We start from the raw sequence: 19,342 nt of genomic DNA on the forward strand, positions 1-19,342 counted from the left end.
CGGGAACCACCGGACGACAGCCGTCGGCAGACATGTAAACCTACAAAAGCGTCCGGGCCAAAGTACCGGTATGGACTCCGATAAGAACGTCGGCGGTCGCGACCGCCTGATTCGAGCGGTGCTTGCAGTCGTCCTGACAATCGTCTCCCTGCGCTGGCTTCGCAGCGGGAAGCGCAAGCGCGGGCTGCTGGCCGGCGTCGGTGCGCTCGGCCTGGGCTTCAACGCCTCAACGGGCTACTGTGGATTCAACGACACGCTCGATATCGACACAACGGCGAGTACGGGCGACGACGTGTTCGCGCCGGATGCGGACGACGAGCCGGCAAGCGACGAGTCAACGGGCGTGAGCGTGGACTTTACATCCTCTGACGATGCCGAAGCCTCGAACGGTCACGCCAGCGGCGAGCTGACCTGCGCCGTCTGTGAGGACCCCATCGTGCCCGGGGAGCGGCGTGGGCCGAACGACCAGGGCGCTATCGTCCACGAAAGCTGCGAGTAACGCCCTTCGGTGGGCGCACGCGGCGGACCGAGTCTGGTTCTTTTTATAACCGCCGCTCCAGTCATTCATGTATGCAGACCCACATCGTCCCGGTCGGGTTCGATTACGACCGGCTCATCGCGCCGCTCGTGCGCGAACAACTCGATGTCGACCGCGTCGTCCTGCTCGAAGGCGCGGTCGGCAGCGAGGCCAACGTCGAGTACTCGCGCAACCTCGCCGAGAAGCTCGAAAAGGACTACCAGAACCTACTCGGGGCCGAAACCGAGCGGTTCGTCGTCGCCGACGTGTACAATTACGACGAGGCCTTCGAGCAGGCATTCGAGCTCATCAACGCCGAACTCGACGCGGGCAGCGAGGTGTGGGTCAACGTCTCCGCGATGCCCCGAACCGTCTCCTTCGCCTTTGCGACTGCGGCCCACTCGATTATGGTCGAACGCGAGGGCGACCGGGACCGCATCCACACCTACTACACAGTCCCAGAGAAGTATCTGGAGACGGAGCTCGCCGAGGAGCTGCGCAAGCAGATCGATATGCTGGAGGACCTGCGTGCCGGCGAAGAAGTCAACGAGCGCGTCGACGAACGGCTCGAAACCGCCCGGGACCTGCTGGCGGAGTTCGACGAGCGTGGGACGACCATCGGCGCGAAGGAGATCGACGGCTCACACGTCGTCGAACTGCCGGTTGCCTCCTTCTCGAATGTCAAGCCCTTCGAGGAGGTCATCCTCTTTACGCTGGGCGAACACGGTGAGTTCGAGTCCGTCTCCGAACTGGCCCAGCAGTTGGCTCGGGACCTGGGTGAGGAGTACACCGACTCCTTCCGCTCGAAGGTCATCTACAACGTCGACCGGCTCGGCCCAGGCGGGAAGGGATACATCGAGCAGGAGGAACACGGGAAGTCCTACCGGACGACCCTCTCCCGCATCGGGCAGCTGTGGGTCCGTGCCCACTCCGCGGAGGACCGCGAACACCGCGAGCCCGACCTGCCGTAAGTAACTGTTGTAGTTCGTACCAACACTTTTGCTGTTGGAGTGAGTACCAACACCTATGGCCGGGGACGATGAGGCGCGGCTCGTCATCGAAGTCACGAAGGATTTCGGTGACCGCTATGCCGAGATCACCGCGTATCAGGTCCCCAAATCGGACCGCTATCCGGAGGGCATCAAGTACTCAATGCAGTACGGGAACGCTGCGGGCGAAACTGTCGTTCGATACGATAACTTCCCCGACCATCCCGACGCCGCACACCATCACAAGCACCGGGCCGACGGGACAGTAACTGACATTGAGTTCGACGGCATACAGACGCTCTTCCAGCGGTTCAAATCCGAGGTGATCGAATATGGGCACGACTGGTAACACGACGGACAGGACACTCCACATCAGATTCCGCGAGGGAAGTGACGACGACATTGAAGACGCACTCGCCGCGCTCGACCAAGGGGAAACACCGGAGTCGCACTTCGAAGTGGTGTATCACGACCCGGCGGATGTCCATCGAGTCACGCGGCCGAAATCGCTCGAACTCCTGCGGGCAATCGTCCAGCACGAACCTGAAAGCATCCGTGAGACGGCCCGGCTCGTGGACCGAGATGTCAGTCAGGTACACCGAAACCTGAACGAACTCGAGGAACTGCACCTCGTCGACCTCACCGACGACGGGCAGTCGAAGCGCCCGTCGGTCTGGTACGACGCTATCGACATCGACCTGCCGCTCGTGACGCCGGATGTCGGCTCAGACGAGGCAACCGCGTAAGTCACTCCCCCGGACATCGCCGGTGAAAACCGAAGTCATTAATCCTGCCGTTGGTGGAATACTACATACATGGTGCGTCGACTCGCTTCCGATCTGGTTCTCGCGCCCGTCGGTGTAGGGGCCTCCACGCCCCACACTACCTCCACAAATCGACGCACGCACCGCCGATAACCACGCCGCAGTCCGATGCGACTCGGGTGTTACACCCACAGTTTGAATATGAGTGACACACAGGACCCACCGCAGGACGAATCGACTACAGACGAACAAGAGGACGCCCTCGACGGAGAGTACGACCCTCGCGAGGTAGAGCCGGAGTGGCAGGACCAGTGGGTCGCGGACAAGACCTACGCCTACGACGAGGACGCTGACACCCGTTTCACTATCGACACGCCGCCGCCGACAGTGTCCGGGAACCTCCACATGGGCCACCTCTACCAGTTCACGCTGCAGGACTTCGTCGCCCGCTACCACCGGATGGCCGACGACACGGTGTATTTCCCCTTCGGCTACGACGACAACGGCATCGCTTCGGAACGCCTCACCGAGCGCGAACTCGACATTCGACATCAAGATTACCCACGGCAGGAGTTTCAGGAGAAGTGCCGGACAGTGTGTACGGAGTTCGAAGACGAGTTCACCGAGGACGTCCAGTCGCTGGCGATCTCCATCGACTGGGACAACACCTACAAGACCATCGCGCCGGACGTCCAGCGCGTCTCCCAGCTTTCCTTCCTCGATCTCTACGAGCAGGGCCGGGAGTACCGTCAGCGTGCGCCGACTATCTGGTGTCCGGACTGCGAAACCGCGATTTCGCAGGTGGAGCAGGAGGACAAGGACAAGCACACGAAGTTCAACGACATCGCCTTCGATCTGGTCGAAACCGGCGAGGGACCAGCCGACGAAGACGCGACCTTCACCATCTCGACGACCCGACCCGAACTGCTGCCGGCGTGTGTCGCCGTCTTCGTCCACCCCGAGGACGACGAGAACCAGCACCTCGTCGGCGGCAGTGCACGAGTGCCGATCTTCGAGCAGGAGGTTCCCGTTATCGCCGACGAGCGCGTCGACATGGAGACCGGCAGCGGCATCGTGATGTGCTGTACCTTTGGCGATCAAAACGACATCGAGTGGTATCAGGCGCATGACCTGCCGCTCCGGCTCGCCATCGACGAGTCCGCGACGATGACGGACGTGGCCGGTGAGTACGAGGGGATGCACACCACCGAGGCCCGCGAGGCCATCATCGAGGACCTCGACGAAGAAGGGTCGCTACTGGAGAGCCGCGACCACGACCACACCGTGCAGGTCCACGAGCGCTGTGAAGAGGAGGTCGAGTACCTCGTCACCGAGCAGTGGTACATCGAACTGCTCGATAAGAAGGATGAGTACATCGAGGCGGGCCGCCAGATGGACTGGTTCCCCGAGAAGATGGCGACCCGCTACGAGCACTGGATCGAAGGACTCGAATGGGACTGGTGTATCTCTCGGCAGCGCGACTCGGGCATCCCGATTCCGGTGTGGTACTGCGACGACTGCGGCGAACCCGTGATGGCTGAGCGCGAGCAGCTCCCAGTTGACCCGCTGTCGGACGACCCGCCGGTCGACGCCTGTCCTCACTGCGGCCATGACTCGCTGACACCCGAGGAGGACGTGTTCGACACATGGGCGACATCGTCACTGACGCCGCTCGTGAATGCTGGGTGGGACTGGGACAGCGACGCCGAAGAGTTTACCTGGGACAACCCCGAGCTGTACCCGTTCGACCTCCGCCCGCAGGGGCACGACATCATCTCCTTCTGGCTGTTCCACACCGTCGTCAAGTGCTACGAACACACCGGCGAGGTGCCCTTCGAGAACGTGATGATAAACGGAATGGTGCTGGACGAGAACCGCGAGGCGATGTCCAAATCGAAGGGCAACGTCATCCCGCCCAGCGAAGTGCTCGAAGAGTTCCCGGTCGACGCCACGCGCTACTGGGCCGCCGGCACCTCAATCGGAGACGACTTCCCGTACAAGGAGGGCGACCTCGAAGCCGGCGAGCGGCTCCTCCAGAAGCTCTGGAACGCCTCGCGGCTGGTCGACCAGCTGACGCCCGCAAGCCAGCCTGCCGAACCTGAAGACCTTGCGGCGGTCGACGAGTGGCTGCTGGCCGAACTGGACGCGACCGTGGCGTCGGTCACGACGAAGTTCGAAGACTACGAGTTCTCGAAGGCCCGGAACGAGCTCCGCTCTTTCTTCTGGAACACGTTCTGTGACGACTACCTCGAAATCGCCAAGCAGCGGTTGTCCGATGGTGGTGACACCTCGACCGAGTTCACGCTCCTGCACGCTCATCGGACCTTCCTGCAACTGTTCGCGCCGTTCCTCCCACACATCACGGAGGAGCTGTGGGAGCGGTGCTATAGCGAGAGCGAGGCGCAACGCGCCTCGGAACAATCGAGCGGACAGGGTCCGCGAGACGAGGATAGCTCCATCCACACGACGGACTGGCCGACGGCGGGCGGCTACGACGCCGACCTCGAAGCGGGCGAGACAGCGATGGAGGTCGTCTCCGCGCTCCGGCGGTACAAGACCGAGAACGGTCTGCCGCTGAACGCCGATCTCGACCACGTCGAGGTGTTCGGCCACATCGCCGGCTTCGAGGACGCCGTCGCCGAGGCGATGCACGTCGCCCAGCTGGACACCTACGACGAGGCCCCGGATATCACGACGGAGGTCAGCGGCATCGACCTCGACTACTCCATCGTCGGTCCCGAGTTCGGCAGTGAAGTCGGGGCTATCGACGCTGCCATCGAGGACGGCGAGTACGAAATCGACGGCGACACGCTGCAGGTCGCCGGCGTCGAGCTCGACGACGAGATGTTCACCGTCGAGGAATCCCGGACCTACTCCGGCGAGGGCGAGATGACCGAAACCGAAAGCGCCGTCGTCGTCGTTCGGTAAGGTCAGCGCGTTTTTCCGACATCCGGCAGTCCTATCCGGTCGCACCCATCGCCGCGACCAGTAGCATCAAGACCTGCGGGTCCCGTCATTGGAACCATGCGAACAGAGGACGCGATCCGGGATCGGATCGAGGCGCTACAGGATGAGTACGACAGACACGACCCTCCGTCGACCGAGCTAGAGGACGAGGCCGAGGTCGCCATCTTGCGCGCTATCGAGGAACTGGAATGGGTGCTCAACGAGCGCGAGGCCGAGGACGGATTCACGACCTGAACGTGAATGGTGGAGCAACTGAGTCCAGGGTTCAGGCCTGCCGTTTCACTTTCTCTATGCGGGTCGCCAGCGCAAGAAACGTCGCGGTAAGCGTCAACACGACCGCCCAGCCCGCCGCGAGGTCGTGGGCCAGCACCGTGTGGTCGAACCCGCCGGCGACAATCGGTTCAGCGCGCAGCCAGGTGTGGTGTGGCCCATCCAGAACCGGGACGAAGTAATCCACCACGTCGTTGAAGCCGTACCAGCCGACAGCGACGGCGACGGACGCGACCGAAAAGCTCGCGTAGCGGTGGATGAGAAATGCTTCGGCGGCCATCGCGAGGTGACTCAGGACCAGGAACCAGTAGAGCCACAGCGGAATGCCGCCGGGGCCATTGAGGACGAGTTGGACGTACGGCGTCCACAGGCCGAGCTTGATACAGCCGAAGAAGCCGAGCATGTGGAGCCACTCGGCGTTCCAGTCGAGCCGCCAGGCCGCCAGCGAGAGCCCGATGAACATCGTCGCCACGGGTGAGTCCGGAATCAGTGGGTAGGCAGCCAGCGGGGCCGCACCCAGCTGGCCCTCGACGAGTGGCGGCGCGGCGTTCAGTGGTCGGCCAGCGTAGTACCAGAAGCCAAACAGCGTCCCGACCAGATTGACGAGCGCGATTGGCCAGGCAAGTCTGAGCCCGACGTTCTCCAGCCACGCCGGCAGTGGCGCGACGTACCCCGGGAGCCCCTCGGCGTCGGGGAGTCGCCGGCTGAACACCCGCGCGACAGCCGCGTCGATGCGCCCGCCGACACCCTCGTCCGTAGCCATGTCGATGCAGTGGGGTGAGGCGATGAAAACGGTAGTGGTCTCAACTCCGTGCCCGAGAGAATATTGTGGCCACTGGCCCGATACCGGGCCCACTGCAAGTGGATTAAACGGCGTTCTGTCCTGCAAAAGGACACGCGTTAAGTAAATCCAGTCCTAAGTCTGGGTAATGACTGAAGAGACCGACCTCGAGGACCTGCGGCGCGGAACTGACCTGGTCAAGCGCGGCTTCGCGAAGATGCAGAAAGGCGGCGTCATCATGGACGTCGTCAACCGCGAACAGGCCCGGATCGCCGAGGACGCCGGCGCGGTCGCTGTGATGCACCTGGAGTCGGTGCCGGCCGACATCCGCAAGCGAGGCGGTGTCGCCCGGATGGCCGACCCGAGCAAGCTCGAAGAGATCATCGAGGAAGTGTCGATTCCGGTGATGGGCAAGGCCCGTATCGGCCACACCGCTGAGGCTCAGATTCTGGAAGCCGCCGGCGCGGACATGGTCGACGAGTCGGAAGTGCTGACGCAGGCCGACGACCGCTACCACATCGACAAGCGCGAGTTCACCGCACCATTCGTCTGCGGGGCGCGGAACCTCGCCGAGGCGCTGCGCCGCATCGACGAGGGCGCGGCGATGATCCGTACGAAGGGCGAGGCGGGCACCGGCGACGTGAATCAGGCAGTTACCCACCAGCGCAACATCCAGCGCGCAATCGGCAAGCTCGAAGGGATGGCCTACGAAGAGCGCGACGAGTGGGCCCGCGAGCACGGCGCGCCCCGGCGGCTCGTCCACGAGACGGCAGATCGCGGCCGGCTGCCCGTCGTCAACTTCGCGGCCGGCGGCATCGCAACGCCTGCCGACGCCGCACTGATGATGCAACACGGCTGTGACGGCATCTTCGTCGGCTCGGGTATCTTCGGCGCGGAGAACCCACAGGCGATGGGCGAGTCAGTCGTCGCCGCGGTCAACAACTACGACGACCCAGAACAGCTCAAGGAGATCGCGAAGAACCCCGGCAAGGGAATGAAAGGCCAGGCGAACGCCGACTTGGACGAGGAAGAGCAGCTGCAGGGTCGCGGCGTCTAACTGGGGCCGCAACTAATCGTTCTTGACCGGTTTCAGCTACCTTACAAACCGTCGCTCAAAGACGAAGACACAAGTTCCTACGGTGGCGATAGATGGCTGTGCAGGGGACGGCAACGCCCACGCCAGCGGCTAACGAAACCGGTGAGGGACTTCTCGAACTCTTTACCGCGTTACAGCGGTCACTGGAACAGTTGGTGGCGACGCAGGGGCGACTCGTCGCGACGCTCGTCCTCCTTACCGTCCTGCTTTTCAGTGTCGTCGTCTTTCCCGCAGCCCTCTCTCGGCTTCGGGCTGTCACGTCGGACCGAACCGGCGACTGGCTGCAGGTCATGGCCGACTACACGCCGACGACCATCCGGGGCGTGTTTCTCCGAATCGCCCAGTTCTCGATGGTCGTTCTCGTCGTCGTCTCGTTTCTCATCGTCTGGGGCGTTCTCGATGTCGTCCAGACGGTTGGGCCGTACCTCGACGGGAGCGATCAGTCGGTACTGGCGACGATACAGACGATCGTTCTCATCATGCTGGCCTTTGTCCTGTCCGACCAGATGCAGCGGTGGATCGGCCGGTTCAGTCAGGCCGTCACCGGCTTCACCGAACACCAGGAGGAGATCCTCCTCCGACTGGGGCAGGTCACCGTGTTCGTCACTATCGGCGCGACGATCTTCGCCGTCTGGGGTATCGACCTCAGCGGCCTGCTCGTCGGGGCCGGGTTCCTCGGTATCGTTGTCGGTCTGGCCGCCAGACAGACGCTTGGGTCGCTCATCGCCGGCTTCGTCCTGATGTTTTCCCGTCCGTTTACTATCGGCGACTGGGTGCTCGTCGGCGATCAAGAGGGGATCGTGACCGATATCACGATCTTCAACACGCGGCTGGAGAACTTCGACGGCGAGTTCGTCATCATCCCGAACGACAGCGTGAGTGACAGCGCGGTGACGAACCGCAGCCGGAAGGGACTGTTGCGGCTCACTGTCGACATCGGTGTGGACTACGACACCGACGTTGATCGGGCGATGGACCTCGCTCGCGAGGCGATGGCAGATATCGAGCATGTCGTCGATTCGCCGACGCCGGACGTCGTCCCAAAGGACTTCGGGGATTCCGCCGTGGTGATGGAACTCCGGTTCTGGATCGATCACCCGACGCCACCGCGGAAGTGGCGTGCTATCTCGGCGGTCGTCCGGGGCGTGAAAGCTACCTTCGACGAGGAGAACATCTCGATTCCGTTCCCCCAGCGGACCCTCTCGAACCGCGTGGACGCGGCGGACGAGGAGTCTCTGGAAGGCAGCGTGGAGATGCGTCCGGACGGCGACGGCTGACCTACAGGTCGAGGCCGTCGAGAAGAAGCCCCAGCCCGAGAACCCAGCAGCCCAGCGCGGTCCCGAGCACACTGGCGTAGAACAGCCAGGAAACTCCTTCCTCTGCTGTCAGCGGCCCGCTCATCGCACCGGCCGCGGCATCGGTCGCGGCCGAGAGCGACCCGGCAGTGAGGGCCATGCTGGCAAACGCGCCGACGGCGGCCGGCAGCGCCACGGCGACCAGCACCAGACCGACACGTTTGGTCAGCGCGGCGACCGCAGCCGGGTCGAGCGGGGCGTCAAAGGTCGGAACCGGCTGTCGCTGTGCCATGCTATCTTATAGCATGTTCGTCTGACATAAAAGTGCGTTCCTCGCCCGAGACTGTGACATGTGTTCGGAGTGTACAGACGATCCAGAAATTCCCACAAAACAGCTGTGTCAAGCGCTAAACTAGTGGTTCGCTCGCCGGCCGTTGTGATAGAGGCCCCGCGGCGGAGCGACCGCCGGTCGAAACTACTATCCCCAACGGCACGAACGGAGTGATATGAGCACTCCGCCGGGGGAGTATTACACCGAAGAACGCTGGCAGAACTGGCTAGACCGTATCGAGGAAGAAGACGTCGACCCTGAAGACGAGGATTCGGCGCGGCTTCTGTTGAATCTCCAAGACGACGCCGCGATCGCGGTCGCGAAGATTATTACCGACTACGAGGACGGACCGCTCGATCAAGAGGCGACGCTCGACGAGCTTACCGGCGTTCGGGAGATCGTTCTCGACGACATCGATATCGACGACGAGGAGACTGTGATGCTGATCGACGGCGTCCAGACCTCGTTGCTGTGCGTGTTCTACGCGGCCGAAGAGTTCGTTGCTGAAGGGGCCGCGGACGATGCGACCGTCACGGACTACATTGAAGCTGCCGCAGACGCGGAAGCCCAAGAGGATCTCGATGCGGCGCTCGGATACTGTGTGCAGGCCGGCACGCAGATCATCGGCGGGTCGGAGCTCCCGATGGAAGTCGCTGAGGACCTCGAATACGGGCTCGTCTCCGAGTGGGTCAACGGACTCGACAGTCTCCAGACCGCGATGAGCGACCCGGAAGTCGTCGAAGAAGACGAGAGTTGATAATTCGGCAGTCAGGTTTTTACCGCCGTCTCCGCAACTCATCGGCATGAGTTTCACGGGCGATGAGCGCGCACAGTCAGTACAGGTCGGGGCTGTACTGCTGTTCGGCGTGCTTATCATCGCCTTCTCCTCGTACCAGGCGTTTGCCGTGCCGGAGCAAAACCGGGAAGTGGAGTTCAACCACAACCAGCAGGTCCAGACGCAGATGCAGGACCTGCGAAACGCCATCGTGTCCGTTCCGGGACAGCCGAGCAGGCAAGCTGTCTCGGTCCAGTTGGGGACGCGATATCCGAGTCGGCTGGTGGCGACAAATCCCGGGCCGCCCTCAGGGTTGCTGTACACTGATGGGACCAGCAACGAGTCGCAAAATCTCACGGTTCGCAACGCCGAGGCGGTCAACCCCGAGACGGCGGATTACTGGGACGGAGCCACGCCGCGGCACTACAACACGGGGGCCATCGCTTACAAGCCGGCGTATAATGTCTACGGGGAGGCCCCAGAGACCGTCTACGAGCACTCGCTCGTCTACAACCAGTTCCGCGAGGGGAACATCACGCTCTCCGAACAGGCGATGGTCGACGGCCGCGACATCACGCTCGTCGCGCTCAACGGATCGCTGAGCCGCTCGGCAAGCGATTCGGTTACGGTCGATATAGAGCCGAAATCTCAGTCGTCCCGGACGGTCCGTGTGACCAACGCGACGGCGACATCGAACGTCAGAGTCACATTCCTCACTAGGCTCTCGGCATTGGAATGGGAGACGCTTTTGACCAACGAGGAGTACGTCGTGGACGTTATCGGCGACGAGGGTCCAGAATCGCTCAACGAGGTTACACTCGTCTTCGAGCGTGGGCAGACATATCGCCTAAAGATGGCGAAAGCGGGCATCGGTACGAAAGTGACCGAGGAGAGCGAAGCGTACCTCACGACTGTCGGCAATAAGAATGTTAGCGTCGCGAAGGGCGGCAGCGAGGAAATCGTGCTTGAGGTCCGGGACGCGTACAACAACCCCGTAAGCGATGTCAATGTCGACGGGTCGGTCGAGGGGAGCAACACCGGGTCACTAACGACGGATACAGAGTCCTCCGACAGCGACGGCCGCGTCAAGTTCGTCTACGAGGCGGACCAGTCGACGGGAACCGGGACGCATACCGTCCAGTTCAGTCTCGATGGTCTCGGTTCGTTCAACGGCGATTCTCCTGAAGACGTCTCAGTGCCGGTGACGGTGACAGAAGCGAATCAAGGGTCTGGTGGCGGGTCCGGCAACAGTGGCCTCATCTACAACGAGGATGCGTTTGCCCTTGACAGCGACGGTGCCATTGATGGGGGCGTGCAGTTTAGCGTCACAAATGAGGTAGGCGAGACTATCACTATAACAACAGTTGCGGTCGACGCCGTAGACGAAGATATAGACTATCTTAGTGACAGTTATCGAAATGACCGCGAGCCGGCGCCCCAAGAAAACGAGTTGTACATCGAGGCGGACACCGACGGCTACACTGATTTCGGTGGCGGGACAGACATTCCACAGGTCATCGATGTCGACAATCAAGATCGTTCTCTGTCCGGGCCAAATCCAGTCATGGCCGACGGCTCGATTGCGACGTTTCACTTGTTCGAGTTCGAACGGTTCGGGGGACAGATAGACATGAACGGCGAGAGTGTCACGATAACGGTGACGTACGAACCATCGAGCGGCGGCACCGACTCGAAGATGTTCACGGTCACTCCGGGCGGCGCAAACACGAACAGACAACCGAACGCCGACTTCACGATAACCTCGTATAAATCTGAATCGAACGGTAAGTGGGACTTCGATGCCAGCCCGTCCAGCGACCCGCAAGAAGATATTAGAGCTTATGAGTGGGACCTCAGTGGTGACGGCATCTTCGACGATGCAACCGGCCAGACGGTACAGAACAGGAAGGTTGACTCCGGCACAATGGTCTCGCTCCGTGTCGTCGACTCGGAAGGGAATGCCGACACTGTACGCAAAGAGGTCCCGTAACGCCCTTTGTCAACCCTCAGCAGAGATTTACCGTGATATAGACGACGCCGTCGGCAGTCGCCGCACCGACGCCGATGTGGTTCGCGTTCGCTATGTACAACGTATTGCGGGGGCCGGAGAGGTCAAACCAGTGGTCGGCGACGGCATTGGCCGTCCGGGTCGCGTTCGCGCCGTTGGGGTCGATGCTCGTGACCAGTTCGAGGTCAGTTACCGGGCGGATGTACGTATTCCCTTCGTGGCGGAGGCGACACCGCTCGGACAGGCCAGCGGCTGCGTATCGGTCTGTCGTGTCTGACCCGTTCGCAATCGGGGAGGCCGACCCCTGTGCGGCCATTCGCTCGCTGTGGTTGCCGGCCATCGCTGATAGCTTCTGTCCGGTTTTGGTCTCATCCGAGAGCGAGCCGTCGAAAGCGTCATTGGCAATTGGGTTACCGCGTCGGTCGTTGATTGCTGCTATGAGTCGGTCTTCGAGGCGGGCCGTATCGATATCTGGCTCCGGATCTGGCGGTGTGGCCTGTGCCGCTTCCGGCGTCGAAGTAGCTTCTGTGGGCTGTGTGACCACAGCAGCAGTCCTCTCACTGCGTGTGTCGGGTGATACACTGTCCGTGTGGGGCGTCGTTGCCGACGGCGCTTCCGCGGACTCCGTTGGGGCTGGCTGGGTCGCGTCCGCGCCGAGCGTGCCCTCGACCGCTACCCCTGCAAGTCCCGAGACACTGAGTGCCGCCAGGACAACTCCTCCGAGTACGATGATCGACCTGTTCATATGAAACGTTCCTGTCCCGTTCCGAGAAATGATATCTGAGACACAATTATTTCGGACCCATCTCGAACGGCGTAGATTCGGCTCTCTCTCCACAAATATGTTTGGGAGGTAGCGGCGCTCCGATTACCAGCGACGAAAACCTGCCCGTAAACATCTTTACTGTGCATGAGTGTCCTGAGGTATGGGTGACCTGTCGCGGCGCGGCTTCGGAGCCTCGGTGCTTGCCGCGCTCTCCGCCGGCTGTCTCGGAAATCGAGCTGAACAGGAGTCCGAGACGACGCCAGTGCCGGAACTGACAGCGTCACAGCGGACTGCTACAGCTGAGCGTGTCAGTACCACCTCGACGCCAGCGGCAGATAGTGCTGCTACTTCGGCGAACAGTTCAACAGGACAGCCCGGCGGGGCGTCACAGACGAACAACTCGACGGAGCCGTCGGCACGTCTGCAGGTCGAAACCGAGACACCGACGCCGACGCCCGAGCCGAACCACCGGTCGGTCGATACGACGTTCCGACTGGAGGAAAACGAGTACGAAGATTTCACAGTTGACGTGACTGGCCAGACAACGCTCACCTACGATCTTATTGTCCGGCGCGGCCCGGCCGTGGACATTATTCTGTTCACCGAGGAAGAGTACCGGGCGTTCCAGAGCCGCCACCGCGCCCGGCACGCTGGTGAGGTGTCACGGTTCCACACGACGAACATCCGCGACAACCGGGTTACCATCGGGCGGGGAACGTATCGACTCGTGGTGAACAACACCGACTGGTCGCGTGCCGTTCCGTCACCGAGTGAACCGTACGACAGTCTCGAAGGCGAATGCTTGGTCGATTTCTCGTTCAGTACGGAACCAGCACCCAGCGAGTAACCGCCTCACGGATAGCGTACCGCCCGTCGGCGCAGTACTAGTCAATCGTCGAAAGACCAGTCGACAAGCCCATATATGTCCGTCCTGACGTTAGACCCATGACTGCAGTCGGTATCGACGCCATGGAGATCTGGACCGGGAAGCTCAAACTCGACCTCGCTGAGACGTTCGCACCGGCTCAGGGAGACGATCCGGGGAAATACACGAAGGGACTGGGACTGCGCGCGTCATCATTTCCCGACGTGTATGAGGACATCGTTACGATGGGAGCGAACGCGGCCCATCGCCTGATGGAGCGCAAGGGGCTGACACCAGATGACATCGGCCGTATCGACGTAGCGACCGAGAGCGCCTTCGACAACTCAAAGCCCGTCTCGACGTACATCGCGGGCTGTCTCGAACAGGTGTACGACGAGAACTTCCACCACGCCAACAAGGGCGAGCGGAAGTTCGCCTGCATCTCCGGGACACAGAGCCTCGATGACGCGTACAACTGGATCCGTGCCGGGCGGAACCGCGGTCGGGCCGCGCTCGTCATCGCGACCGACACCGCGCTATACGCCCGCGACGACCCCGGCGAGGCGACACAAGGGGCCGGCGCGGTGGCGATGCTCGTCGACGAAGACCCGAATCTGGTCGAGCTGTCGACCGAGCAGGGGTACGGTAGCGCCGACGAGACTGACTTCCTCAAACCGAACCAGCAGTTCCCGTCCGTCGACGGAAAGCGCTCGGTGAATGTCTACCTCGCCCGTATGCGCGAGGCGTTGGAGGACTTCGCCGAGGTGGCCGGCGACATCCACCCGGGCGACTACGAGATGATTCCGTTCCACACGCCGTTCCCGGGGATGGTCCGGAAAGCCGCTGCACTCGGCTACCGTCACATCATCCGTGGTACCGACGTGGGCGATCTGATGGCCGAGGAAATCGGTCACCAGCCCATGCGCTCAGACTTCGAGACAGACGACGAGTTCCACGCGGCAATCAAGGAGTACACCGACGCTCTCACCGAAACCGAGCGCTATCAGGACTGGTACAGTAATGCTATCGAGCCGACGCTCGAGATATCCCGCGAGGTCGGCAACTGGTACACCGGCTCCGTCCACATCGCCCGTGCCTCCGGGCTGAAACACGCCCGTGAGAACGGACTGGACCTGGACGATGCCAGATTGTTAGTTGCCTCCTACGGGTCCGGTGCACAGGCAGAAGTCCACGCTGAGACCGTTGTCCCCGGCTGGGAGGAAGAGATCGGCGCGCTCGATATCGACGAGCAGATTCGGAACCGCTATGACCTCTCATTTGCCGAGTACGAGCAGGTCCACGACGTCCATAATCACGAAACCGAAACCGACGTCGAGGAATTCACTGCCCCCGAAAACGAGTTTGCCTTCGACGGCTGGGGCCGCATGGGTGAACGGAAATATCGGTACGTGGAGTAGCGAGAGGCGCGAACGGAGTGAGCGGCTCTCGAACTGGAGCGGCGACGTAGGAAGCCGCGGAGGAGTAGCGAGAGGCGCGAGCAAAGCGAAAGATCTCGGATAGCGAACGAGGAGTGTAGCGACCCGTGAGCAGGCGAGGGGCGCGAACATAATATACGCAAGCAGAGCAGCGACCGGAGAGTAGCAAAAAGCGCGCTGTCAGGTGCCGTGAATACCCGGAGTCCTATTCATGCCGTAGTGAACAGTACGTGGCACCCTACTACCGGGTATCGTTGTTGAGTCGGCTAATGATGCTGTCGAGCGACACAGAGAGACTCCCATTACTGTCGTAGTAGTGAAGCGCAAGCATCGTACCGACGAACGAGGCAGCAACAACGAATCCGAAACCGACGAGTGCCCAGACGAGAAGGAAGCCAAATTGCACCATGCACGGATGTGACACTCCGTTATCAAAGTAGTATTCATTGATACCTTCGCAGTCCTACGGAGTTGTTGTGTCACGCCGTCTGATGAACAAAGGGGTCACATTCACGACAATAGTCGTCTTCCAGAATGTGTGTCGACGGGCCTGAAATAGTACGGCCAGAACCGGGTCGTTCAGGGTAGGTCTCGCAGGCCGCCCAGCAAGTCCTCCAGACCGGTATTGGTGATCGCCAGCGAAAAGTCATCGATGCGAGCGAGGTCCTGAGCGTGTTCCCAGACGGCCTCGTCGTCGAGTCCGTGGAGGATGACCGCGTTGGGCGTCGGTGAGACGACCCGGAGCGCGACCAGCGGGGACTCGCCACGCGTGACGTTCGTGAACACGAGCGCACGGTTGGTCGACTGGCCATACAACTGGTAGAACTCGTCCGAAGAGAGCCGCGTGATGGCGGCGATGGAGTTGATGACAGTGTGGCCCGCCACGGTGTCCGTGCTGCCGCGGAACAGTTCCTCGGCGTCGATGGCATCATAGACGCGCTCGACGCCGACGTTGGCGGAGTACTCGCGGAGGTCGTGGACGACATCGCTGTCGAACCCGGCCGAGAGCACGCGGGCGTGCTGGCGGATGTGGTCGCCGCCGCGGTTCTCGTCGATGTCAAGCAATGCGACGACGAGTCGCCTGACCACCCCGATACCGGGGTTGTCACGCCGCCCGCTCTCGTAGTCCGAGACCACGGACGGGGAGACATCGAGTTCGTCGGCGAGTTCGGTCTGTGCAACGTCGAAGTCAGTGCGCCACTTCCGCAGGGTCGCCCCTGGGTCGTCGCTCAGTGCCACCTCACCCGCCATTTTCTCCGCGAGGTCGTCGCGTGCGCCCCCTGCCATTAGTTCACACGCTGGGGGGTCGCGAATAAAAGGGTATCGGAACCACAGGCGCTTACCGGCGAGCGGTCAGTTCGACCGCAGCAAGGACGCCGTTTGAGGGAGCGTGGACGACACGTACTTCGATGCTGTCGCCCGGTTCGACGGTTCCACCACCGGCGTTCAACTGGAAAGTGATCGCCCGGCCCGCTGACCACCGCTGGCCGCCATTAGCGACGATACCGCCGACACAGTAGTCGTAGATGGCGTTGTCCGGGTCGTCAGTGTTGCTCGCTGACAGCGCCGTCCCGGAGACCGGGAGGTCGGTGATTCGGGCCTGTGCGTCCGGTAGCTGAACGGCGATTTCCAGTTCGTCGGCTGGGACCGGGTCGCCGCCGGCGTGTCGAATCGTCACCGTGTTCGCGCCGCATCCACCCGACGGGCCAGTCACGAAATTTCCTGTCGAGCGGGCGACGGTCGGCGTCTGATGGCCCAGATCAGGGGTCGCACTGAGCGCAACCCCGCCGACTGTCGCAGCCAAGAGGACGGTGATCGAGAGCATGAGGACCACGCCGATGACGGGACTGACGCCGCGACAGTGCTGATCGGGGCTCTGTAGGACCACTGGTGTCACGCTCTATGTCCCGCCTTGTCTCAAAAACCCCAGCAGTGGACCGATACCGCTCCGCAATCCCTAAACGCCGGTCGCGCCAATCACGACCCAATGGATTGGACGGAGAAATACCGCCCGACGACGCTATCAGAGGTGCGGGGCAACGACAAGGCCCGCGACGCACTCAAGGAATGGGCGGACACGTGGGACGACCACCGCGAGGCGGTCATCATCCACGGGTCCCCGGGCATCGGGAAGACCTCGGCCGCCCACGCGCTGGCAAACGATATGGGGTGGCCGACCATCGAGCTCAACGCCAGCGACTCCCGGACGAAAGACGTCATCAACCGGGTGGCCGGCGAGGCCGCCAAATCCGGGACGCTGACTGCTGGCGGTGGCGGCCGTCGGCTCGTCATCATGGACGAGGCGGACAACATCCACGGCAACGCCGACCGCGGCGGGGCTCGGGCCATCACTGCGCTGGTCAAGGAGGCCAGCCAGCCGATGATTCTCATCGCCAACGAGTACTACGAGATGTCGAACGGCCTGCGGAACAACTGTCAGGATATCGAGTTCCGTGATGTCTCGCCCCGCTCTATCGTCCCTGTCCTCCGTGATCTCTGTCGCCAGGAGGGCGTCGAATACGAGTCCGACGCGCTGCAGGAACTCGCCGAACAGAACAGCGGCGACCTCCGCGGTGCGGTCAAAGACCTCCAAGCTATCGCTGAAACGACGGAGCGGCTGACCGCCGACGACGTGGTGACCGGCGAGCGCGATACGACCGAGGGCATCTTCGAGTACCTTGACGTAGTGCTCAAGGAAGCCGGCGCACAGGAGGCTCTGGAGGCCAGTTACGACGTGGACGAGACGCCGGACGACCTCATCAACTGGATTGAGGACAACATGCCCAAAGACTACGAGGGCGCTGAACTGGTTCGGGCCTACGAGTTCCTCTCGAACGCCGATCAGTGGCTCGGCCGTGTCCGCGAGACCCAGAACTACTCCTTCTGGCGGTACGCCGGCGACAACATGACCGCCGGCGTCGCCGCGGCGCGAGACGGAACCAAGGGCGGCTGGACCCGCTATGGCCCGCCAAGCTACTGGTCGAAGCTCGGCCGGTCGAAAGGAACCCGCAACACCCGGGACTACGTCGCCCAACAGATAGCCGCTATCGACGGCGTTTCGATGCGGACTGCCCGCCGGGAGATCATGCCGTTCCTCTCGACGATGACTCACCACTGTCGGAACCGAGACCTGACAGTGGCAATGGCGGCAACCTACGACATGGAGGCCGAACACGTGTCCTTCGTCACTGGCTCCGGCAAAGACACGAACAAGGTGCAGGACATCGTCGCCGACGCCGAGGCGCTCAAGGAGGAAGCCGCCGTCGAACACTCGGGCGGGGTTTTCGAGGGTGCGAGTGCGGAAGGCGGGGACGGAGAGAGCGATGCAGATGGCGATAGTTCAGATCCCGGCGCTGGCGACGAGAGCGGCGAACAGCAGGTGACGCTCGCGGCCGACGATGGTGGCGAGTCCGATACCGATACCGACGACGAGACGGCATCAGCGAGCGAGACAGCCGAAGACGACGATCAGCAGTCCGGCCTTTCTGATTTTATGTAGTCATCGACTGGTCGTCCCGAGACCGGGAATCGCGACCCGGTCTTCGACGTATTCCATCAGGAGCGACGCCGAGAGCACCAGCGCCAGATACAACAGGCCGGCGAGGACGAACAGCTCAGTGTACCGGTAGGTCTCGCTGGCGATGGCATCGGTCCGTTCGAACAGTTCGCGGACGGTGATGAAACTCGCAAGCGACGAGTACTTGATGAGGTACACCAGTTCGTTCGACCAGCCCGGAATCGCGTAGCGCAGGCCCTGTGGTAGGACGACATGTCGTATTCCGTCGACCTTCGAGAGGCCGATGGCGCGCGCGGCGGTGAGTTGTCCCTCAGGAACAGAGTTCAACGCCGACCGGATGTACTCCGACTGGTAGGCGGCGCTGTTGAGCATAAACGCAATAACGGCCACCCAGAACGCCTGTGCAGGAATGAATCCGGTCCCGACCGTGGGCAGTTCACGGATGATCGCCGTCAGCGGCGTCGCGAAATAGAGGACGAACAGCTGTGCGAGCAGCGGCGTCCCGCGGAACAACTCAGTGTAGCCCAGTGCGACCGAGCGGGTGGCGCTCCCGCCGTACACCCGAGCGACGCTGAGCGGGACGGCGATGAAGAACCCAAGCGCGATGCCGAGCACCGTCAGCAGTATCGTGGCCCACACGCCGGTTGCCAGTTGCGGCAAGTAGGGAATTGATGCCGCCAGAAACTCGAAGAAGCCGGCGACCCAACCGACGGGGAATCCGACCGGACCGAGACTCGAAGCGAGACTACCGAGCGTCGACGCAACCGACTCGAACGGGGCAGTCGGGAAGAACGACGTGTTGCGCTCGATGAGCGCACCGTCCAGCAGGAAGTCGTTCGTCCAGCGCACAACGAGCCACGTCCAGAAGACGGCGACAGTAAGCAGCGTCAGCGGCTGGTCGGTCAGCCCGGCGGCGCGGCCCCGGATTGTCCGTCCGGTAGTCGTGGACTCCGGCGTCCCCATCG

Annotated in this window: 20 protein-coding genes; 13 read left to right on the forward strand and 7 right to left on the reverse strand. The window is 62.3% G+C overall.

The genetic code is table 11. The annotated features are described in order from the left end of the window. Positions 1 to 70: 70 nt before the first annotated feature. The 6 genes from C437_RS11245 to C437_RS20630 all read left to right on the forward strand — a co-directional run bounded on the left by C437_RS11245 (position 71) and on the right by C437_RS20630 (position 5,471). Complete coding sequence (locus tag C437_RS11245; RefSeq protein ID WP_004517075.1) at positions 71 to 499, forward strand: YgaP family membrane protein; 429 nt, start codon at positions 71 to 73, stop codon at positions 497 to 499. Between the two features lie 71 nt (positions 500 to 570). Then, positions 571 to 1,488, forward strand: a complete 918-nt coding sequence (locus tag C437_RS11250) for an HFX_2341 family transcriptional regulator (RefSeq protein ID WP_004517076.1) — start codon at positions 571 to 573, stop codon at positions 1,486 to 1,488. A 55-nt stretch (positions 1,489 to 1,543) separates the two neighbouring features. Beyond that, entirely contained in the window at positions 1,544 to 1,855 is a 312-nt protein-coding gene (locus C437_RS11255; RefSeq protein ID WP_004517077.1) for a toxin-antitoxin system TumE family protein, read from the forward strand. Then, positions 1,839 to 2,252: an HVO_A0114 family putative DNA-binding protein gene (locus C437_RS11260; RefSeq protein ID WP_004517078.1), complete on the forward strand. Its 414-nt coding sequence runs from the start codon at positions 1,839 to 1,841 to the stop codon at positions 2,250 to 2,252. Before C437_RS11255 ends, C437_RS11260 begins: the two co-directional genes overlap by 17 nt. 219 nt (positions 2,253 to 2,471) lie before the next feature. Continuing rightward, positions 2,472 to 5,198, forward strand: a complete 2,727-nt coding sequence (locus C437_RS11265) for a valine--tRNA ligase (protein WP_004517079.1) — start codon at positions 2,472 to 2,474, stop codon at positions 5,196 to 5,198. A gap of 96 nt (positions 5,199 to 5,294) precedes the next feature. Continuing rightward, the gene (locus C437_RS20630) at positions 5,295 to 5,471 is read left to right on the forward strand and encodes a hypothetical protein (protein WP_004517080.1); all 177 of its coding nucleotides are present in this window, start codon (positions 5,295 to 5,297) and stop codon (positions 5,469 to 5,471) included. Positions 5,472 to 5,502: 31 nt separating this feature from the next. On the opposite strand, the gene C437_RS11270 is transcribed toward C437_RS20630, so the two are convergent. Beyond that, positions 5,503 to 6,270, reverse strand: a complete 768-nt coding sequence (locus C437_RS11270; RefSeq protein ID WP_004517081.1) for a DUF1405 domain-containing protein — start codon at positions 6,268 to 6,270, stop codon at positions 5,503 to 5,505. 166 nt (positions 6,271 to 6,436) lie between these two features. On the opposite strand from C437_RS11270, the gene pdxS reads away from it, so the two are divergent. Both pdxS and C437_RS11280 read left to right on the forward strand, forming a co-directional pair. Next, positions 6,437 to 7,345, forward strand: coding sequence for a pyridoxal 5'-phosphate synthase lyase subunit PdxS (gene pdxS, locus C437_RS11275; protein WP_004517082.1), 909 nt, complete (start codon positions 6,437 to 6,439; stop codon positions 7,343 to 7,345). Between the two features lie 92 nt (positions 7,346 to 7,437). Continuing rightward, positions 7,438 to 8,661 (forward strand): mechanosensitive ion channel family protein, encoded by a 1,224-nt coding sequence (locus C437_RS11280; RefSeq protein WP_004517083.1) that lies wholly within the window; start codon positions 7,438 to 7,440, stop codon positions 8,659 to 8,661. Between the two features lies 1 nt (position 8,662). Here C437_RS11280 and C437_RS11285 read toward each other — a convergent pair whose 3' ends face one another. Continuing rightward, on the reverse strand, positions 8,663 to 8,971 hold the full coding sequence (locus C437_RS11285) for a hypothetical protein (protein ID WP_004517084.1): 309 nt from the start codon (positions 8,969 to 8,971) through the stop codon (positions 8,663 to 8,665). 214 nt (positions 8,972 to 9,185) lie between these two features. Between C437_RS11285 and C437_RS11290 the strand changes: the two genes are divergently transcribed. Next, positions 9,186 to 9,767 carry a DUF2150 family protein gene (locus C437_RS11290; RefSeq protein WP_004517085.1) on the forward strand — a complete coding sequence of 194 codons (582 nt, stop codon included), beginning with the start codon at positions 9,186 to 9,188 and terminating at the stop codon, positions 9,765 to 9,767. A gap of 46 nt (positions 9,768 to 9,813) precedes the next feature. Continuing rightward, positions 9,814 to 11,775 (forward strand): Ig-like domain-containing protein, encoded by a 1,962-nt coding sequence (locus C437_RS11295; protein ID WP_004517086.1) that lies wholly within the window; start codon positions 9,814 to 9,816, stop codon positions 11,773 to 11,775. A gap of 16 nt (positions 11,776 to 11,791) precedes the next feature. Here C437_RS11295 and C437_RS11300 read toward each other — a convergent pair whose 3' ends face one another. Continuing rightward, a complete protein-coding gene (locus C437_RS11300; protein ID WP_004517087.1) occupies positions 11,792 to 12,538 on the reverse strand; it encodes a CAP domain-containing protein in 747 nt (248 codons plus the stop codon). 181 nt (positions 12,539 to 12,719) lie between these two features. On the opposite strand from C437_RS11300, the gene C437_RS11305 reads away from it, so the two are divergent. Beyond that, on the forward strand, positions 12,720 to 13,406 hold the full coding sequence (locus C437_RS11305; RefSeq protein WP_004517088.1) for a hypothetical protein: 687 nt from the start codon (positions 12,720 to 12,722) through the stop codon (positions 13,404 to 13,406). A 98-nt stretch (positions 13,407 to 13,504) separates the two neighbouring features. Continuing rightward, complete coding sequence (gene hmgB / locus C437_RS11310) at positions 13,505 to 14,842, forward strand: hydroxymethylglutaryl-CoA synthase (protein WP_004517089.1); 1,338 nt, start codon at positions 13,505 to 13,507, stop codon at positions 14,840 to 14,842. Between the two features lie 259 nt (positions 14,843 to 15,101). Here hmgB and C437_RS20355 read toward each other — a convergent pair whose 3' ends face one another. From C437_RS20355 to C437_RS11320, 3 genes are all read right to left on the reverse strand, one after another. Further along, a complete protein-coding gene (locus tag C437_RS20355) occupies positions 15,102 to 15,269 on the reverse strand; it encodes a hypothetical protein (protein ID WP_160163015.1) in 168 nt (55 codons plus the stop codon). 170 nt (positions 15,270 to 15,439) lie between these two features. Then, complete coding sequence (locus C437_RS11315; RefSeq protein WP_004517090.1) at positions 15,440 to 16,147, reverse strand: helix-turn-helix domain-containing protein; 708 nt, start codon at positions 16,145 to 16,147, stop codon at positions 15,440 to 15,442. Between the two features lie 52 nt (positions 16,148 to 16,199). Next, positions 16,200 to 16,748, reverse strand: coding sequence for a type IV pilin (locus C437_RS11320; protein ID WP_004517091.1), 549 nt, complete (start codon positions 16,746 to 16,748; stop codon positions 16,200 to 16,202). A 99-nt stretch (positions 16,749 to 16,847) separates the two neighbouring features. Between C437_RS11320 and C437_RS11325 the strand changes: the two genes are divergently transcribed. Continuing rightward, a complete protein-coding gene (locus C437_RS11325; RefSeq protein WP_004517092.1) occupies positions 16,848 to 18,359 on the forward strand; it encodes a replication factor C large subunit in 1,512 nt (503 codons plus the stop codon). Here C437_RS11325 and C437_RS11330 read toward each other — a convergent pair whose 3' ends face one another. Then, the gene (locus C437_RS11330; RefSeq protein ID WP_004517093.1) at positions 18,360 to 19,340 is read right to left on the reverse strand and encodes an amino acid ABC transporter permease; all 981 of its coding nucleotides are present in this window, start codon (positions 19,338 to 19,340) and stop codon (positions 18,360 to 18,362) included. It abuts the gene before it with no gap. Positions 19,341 to 19,342 lie beyond the last annotated feature (2 nt).

Origin of the sequence: Haloarcula vallismortis ATCC 29715 (assembly GCF_000337775.1) — an archaeon.
In the GTDB taxonomy this organism is placed as follows: domain Archaea; phylum Halobacteriota; class Halobacteria; order Halobacteriales; family Haloarculaceae; genus Haloarcula; species Haloarcula vallismortis.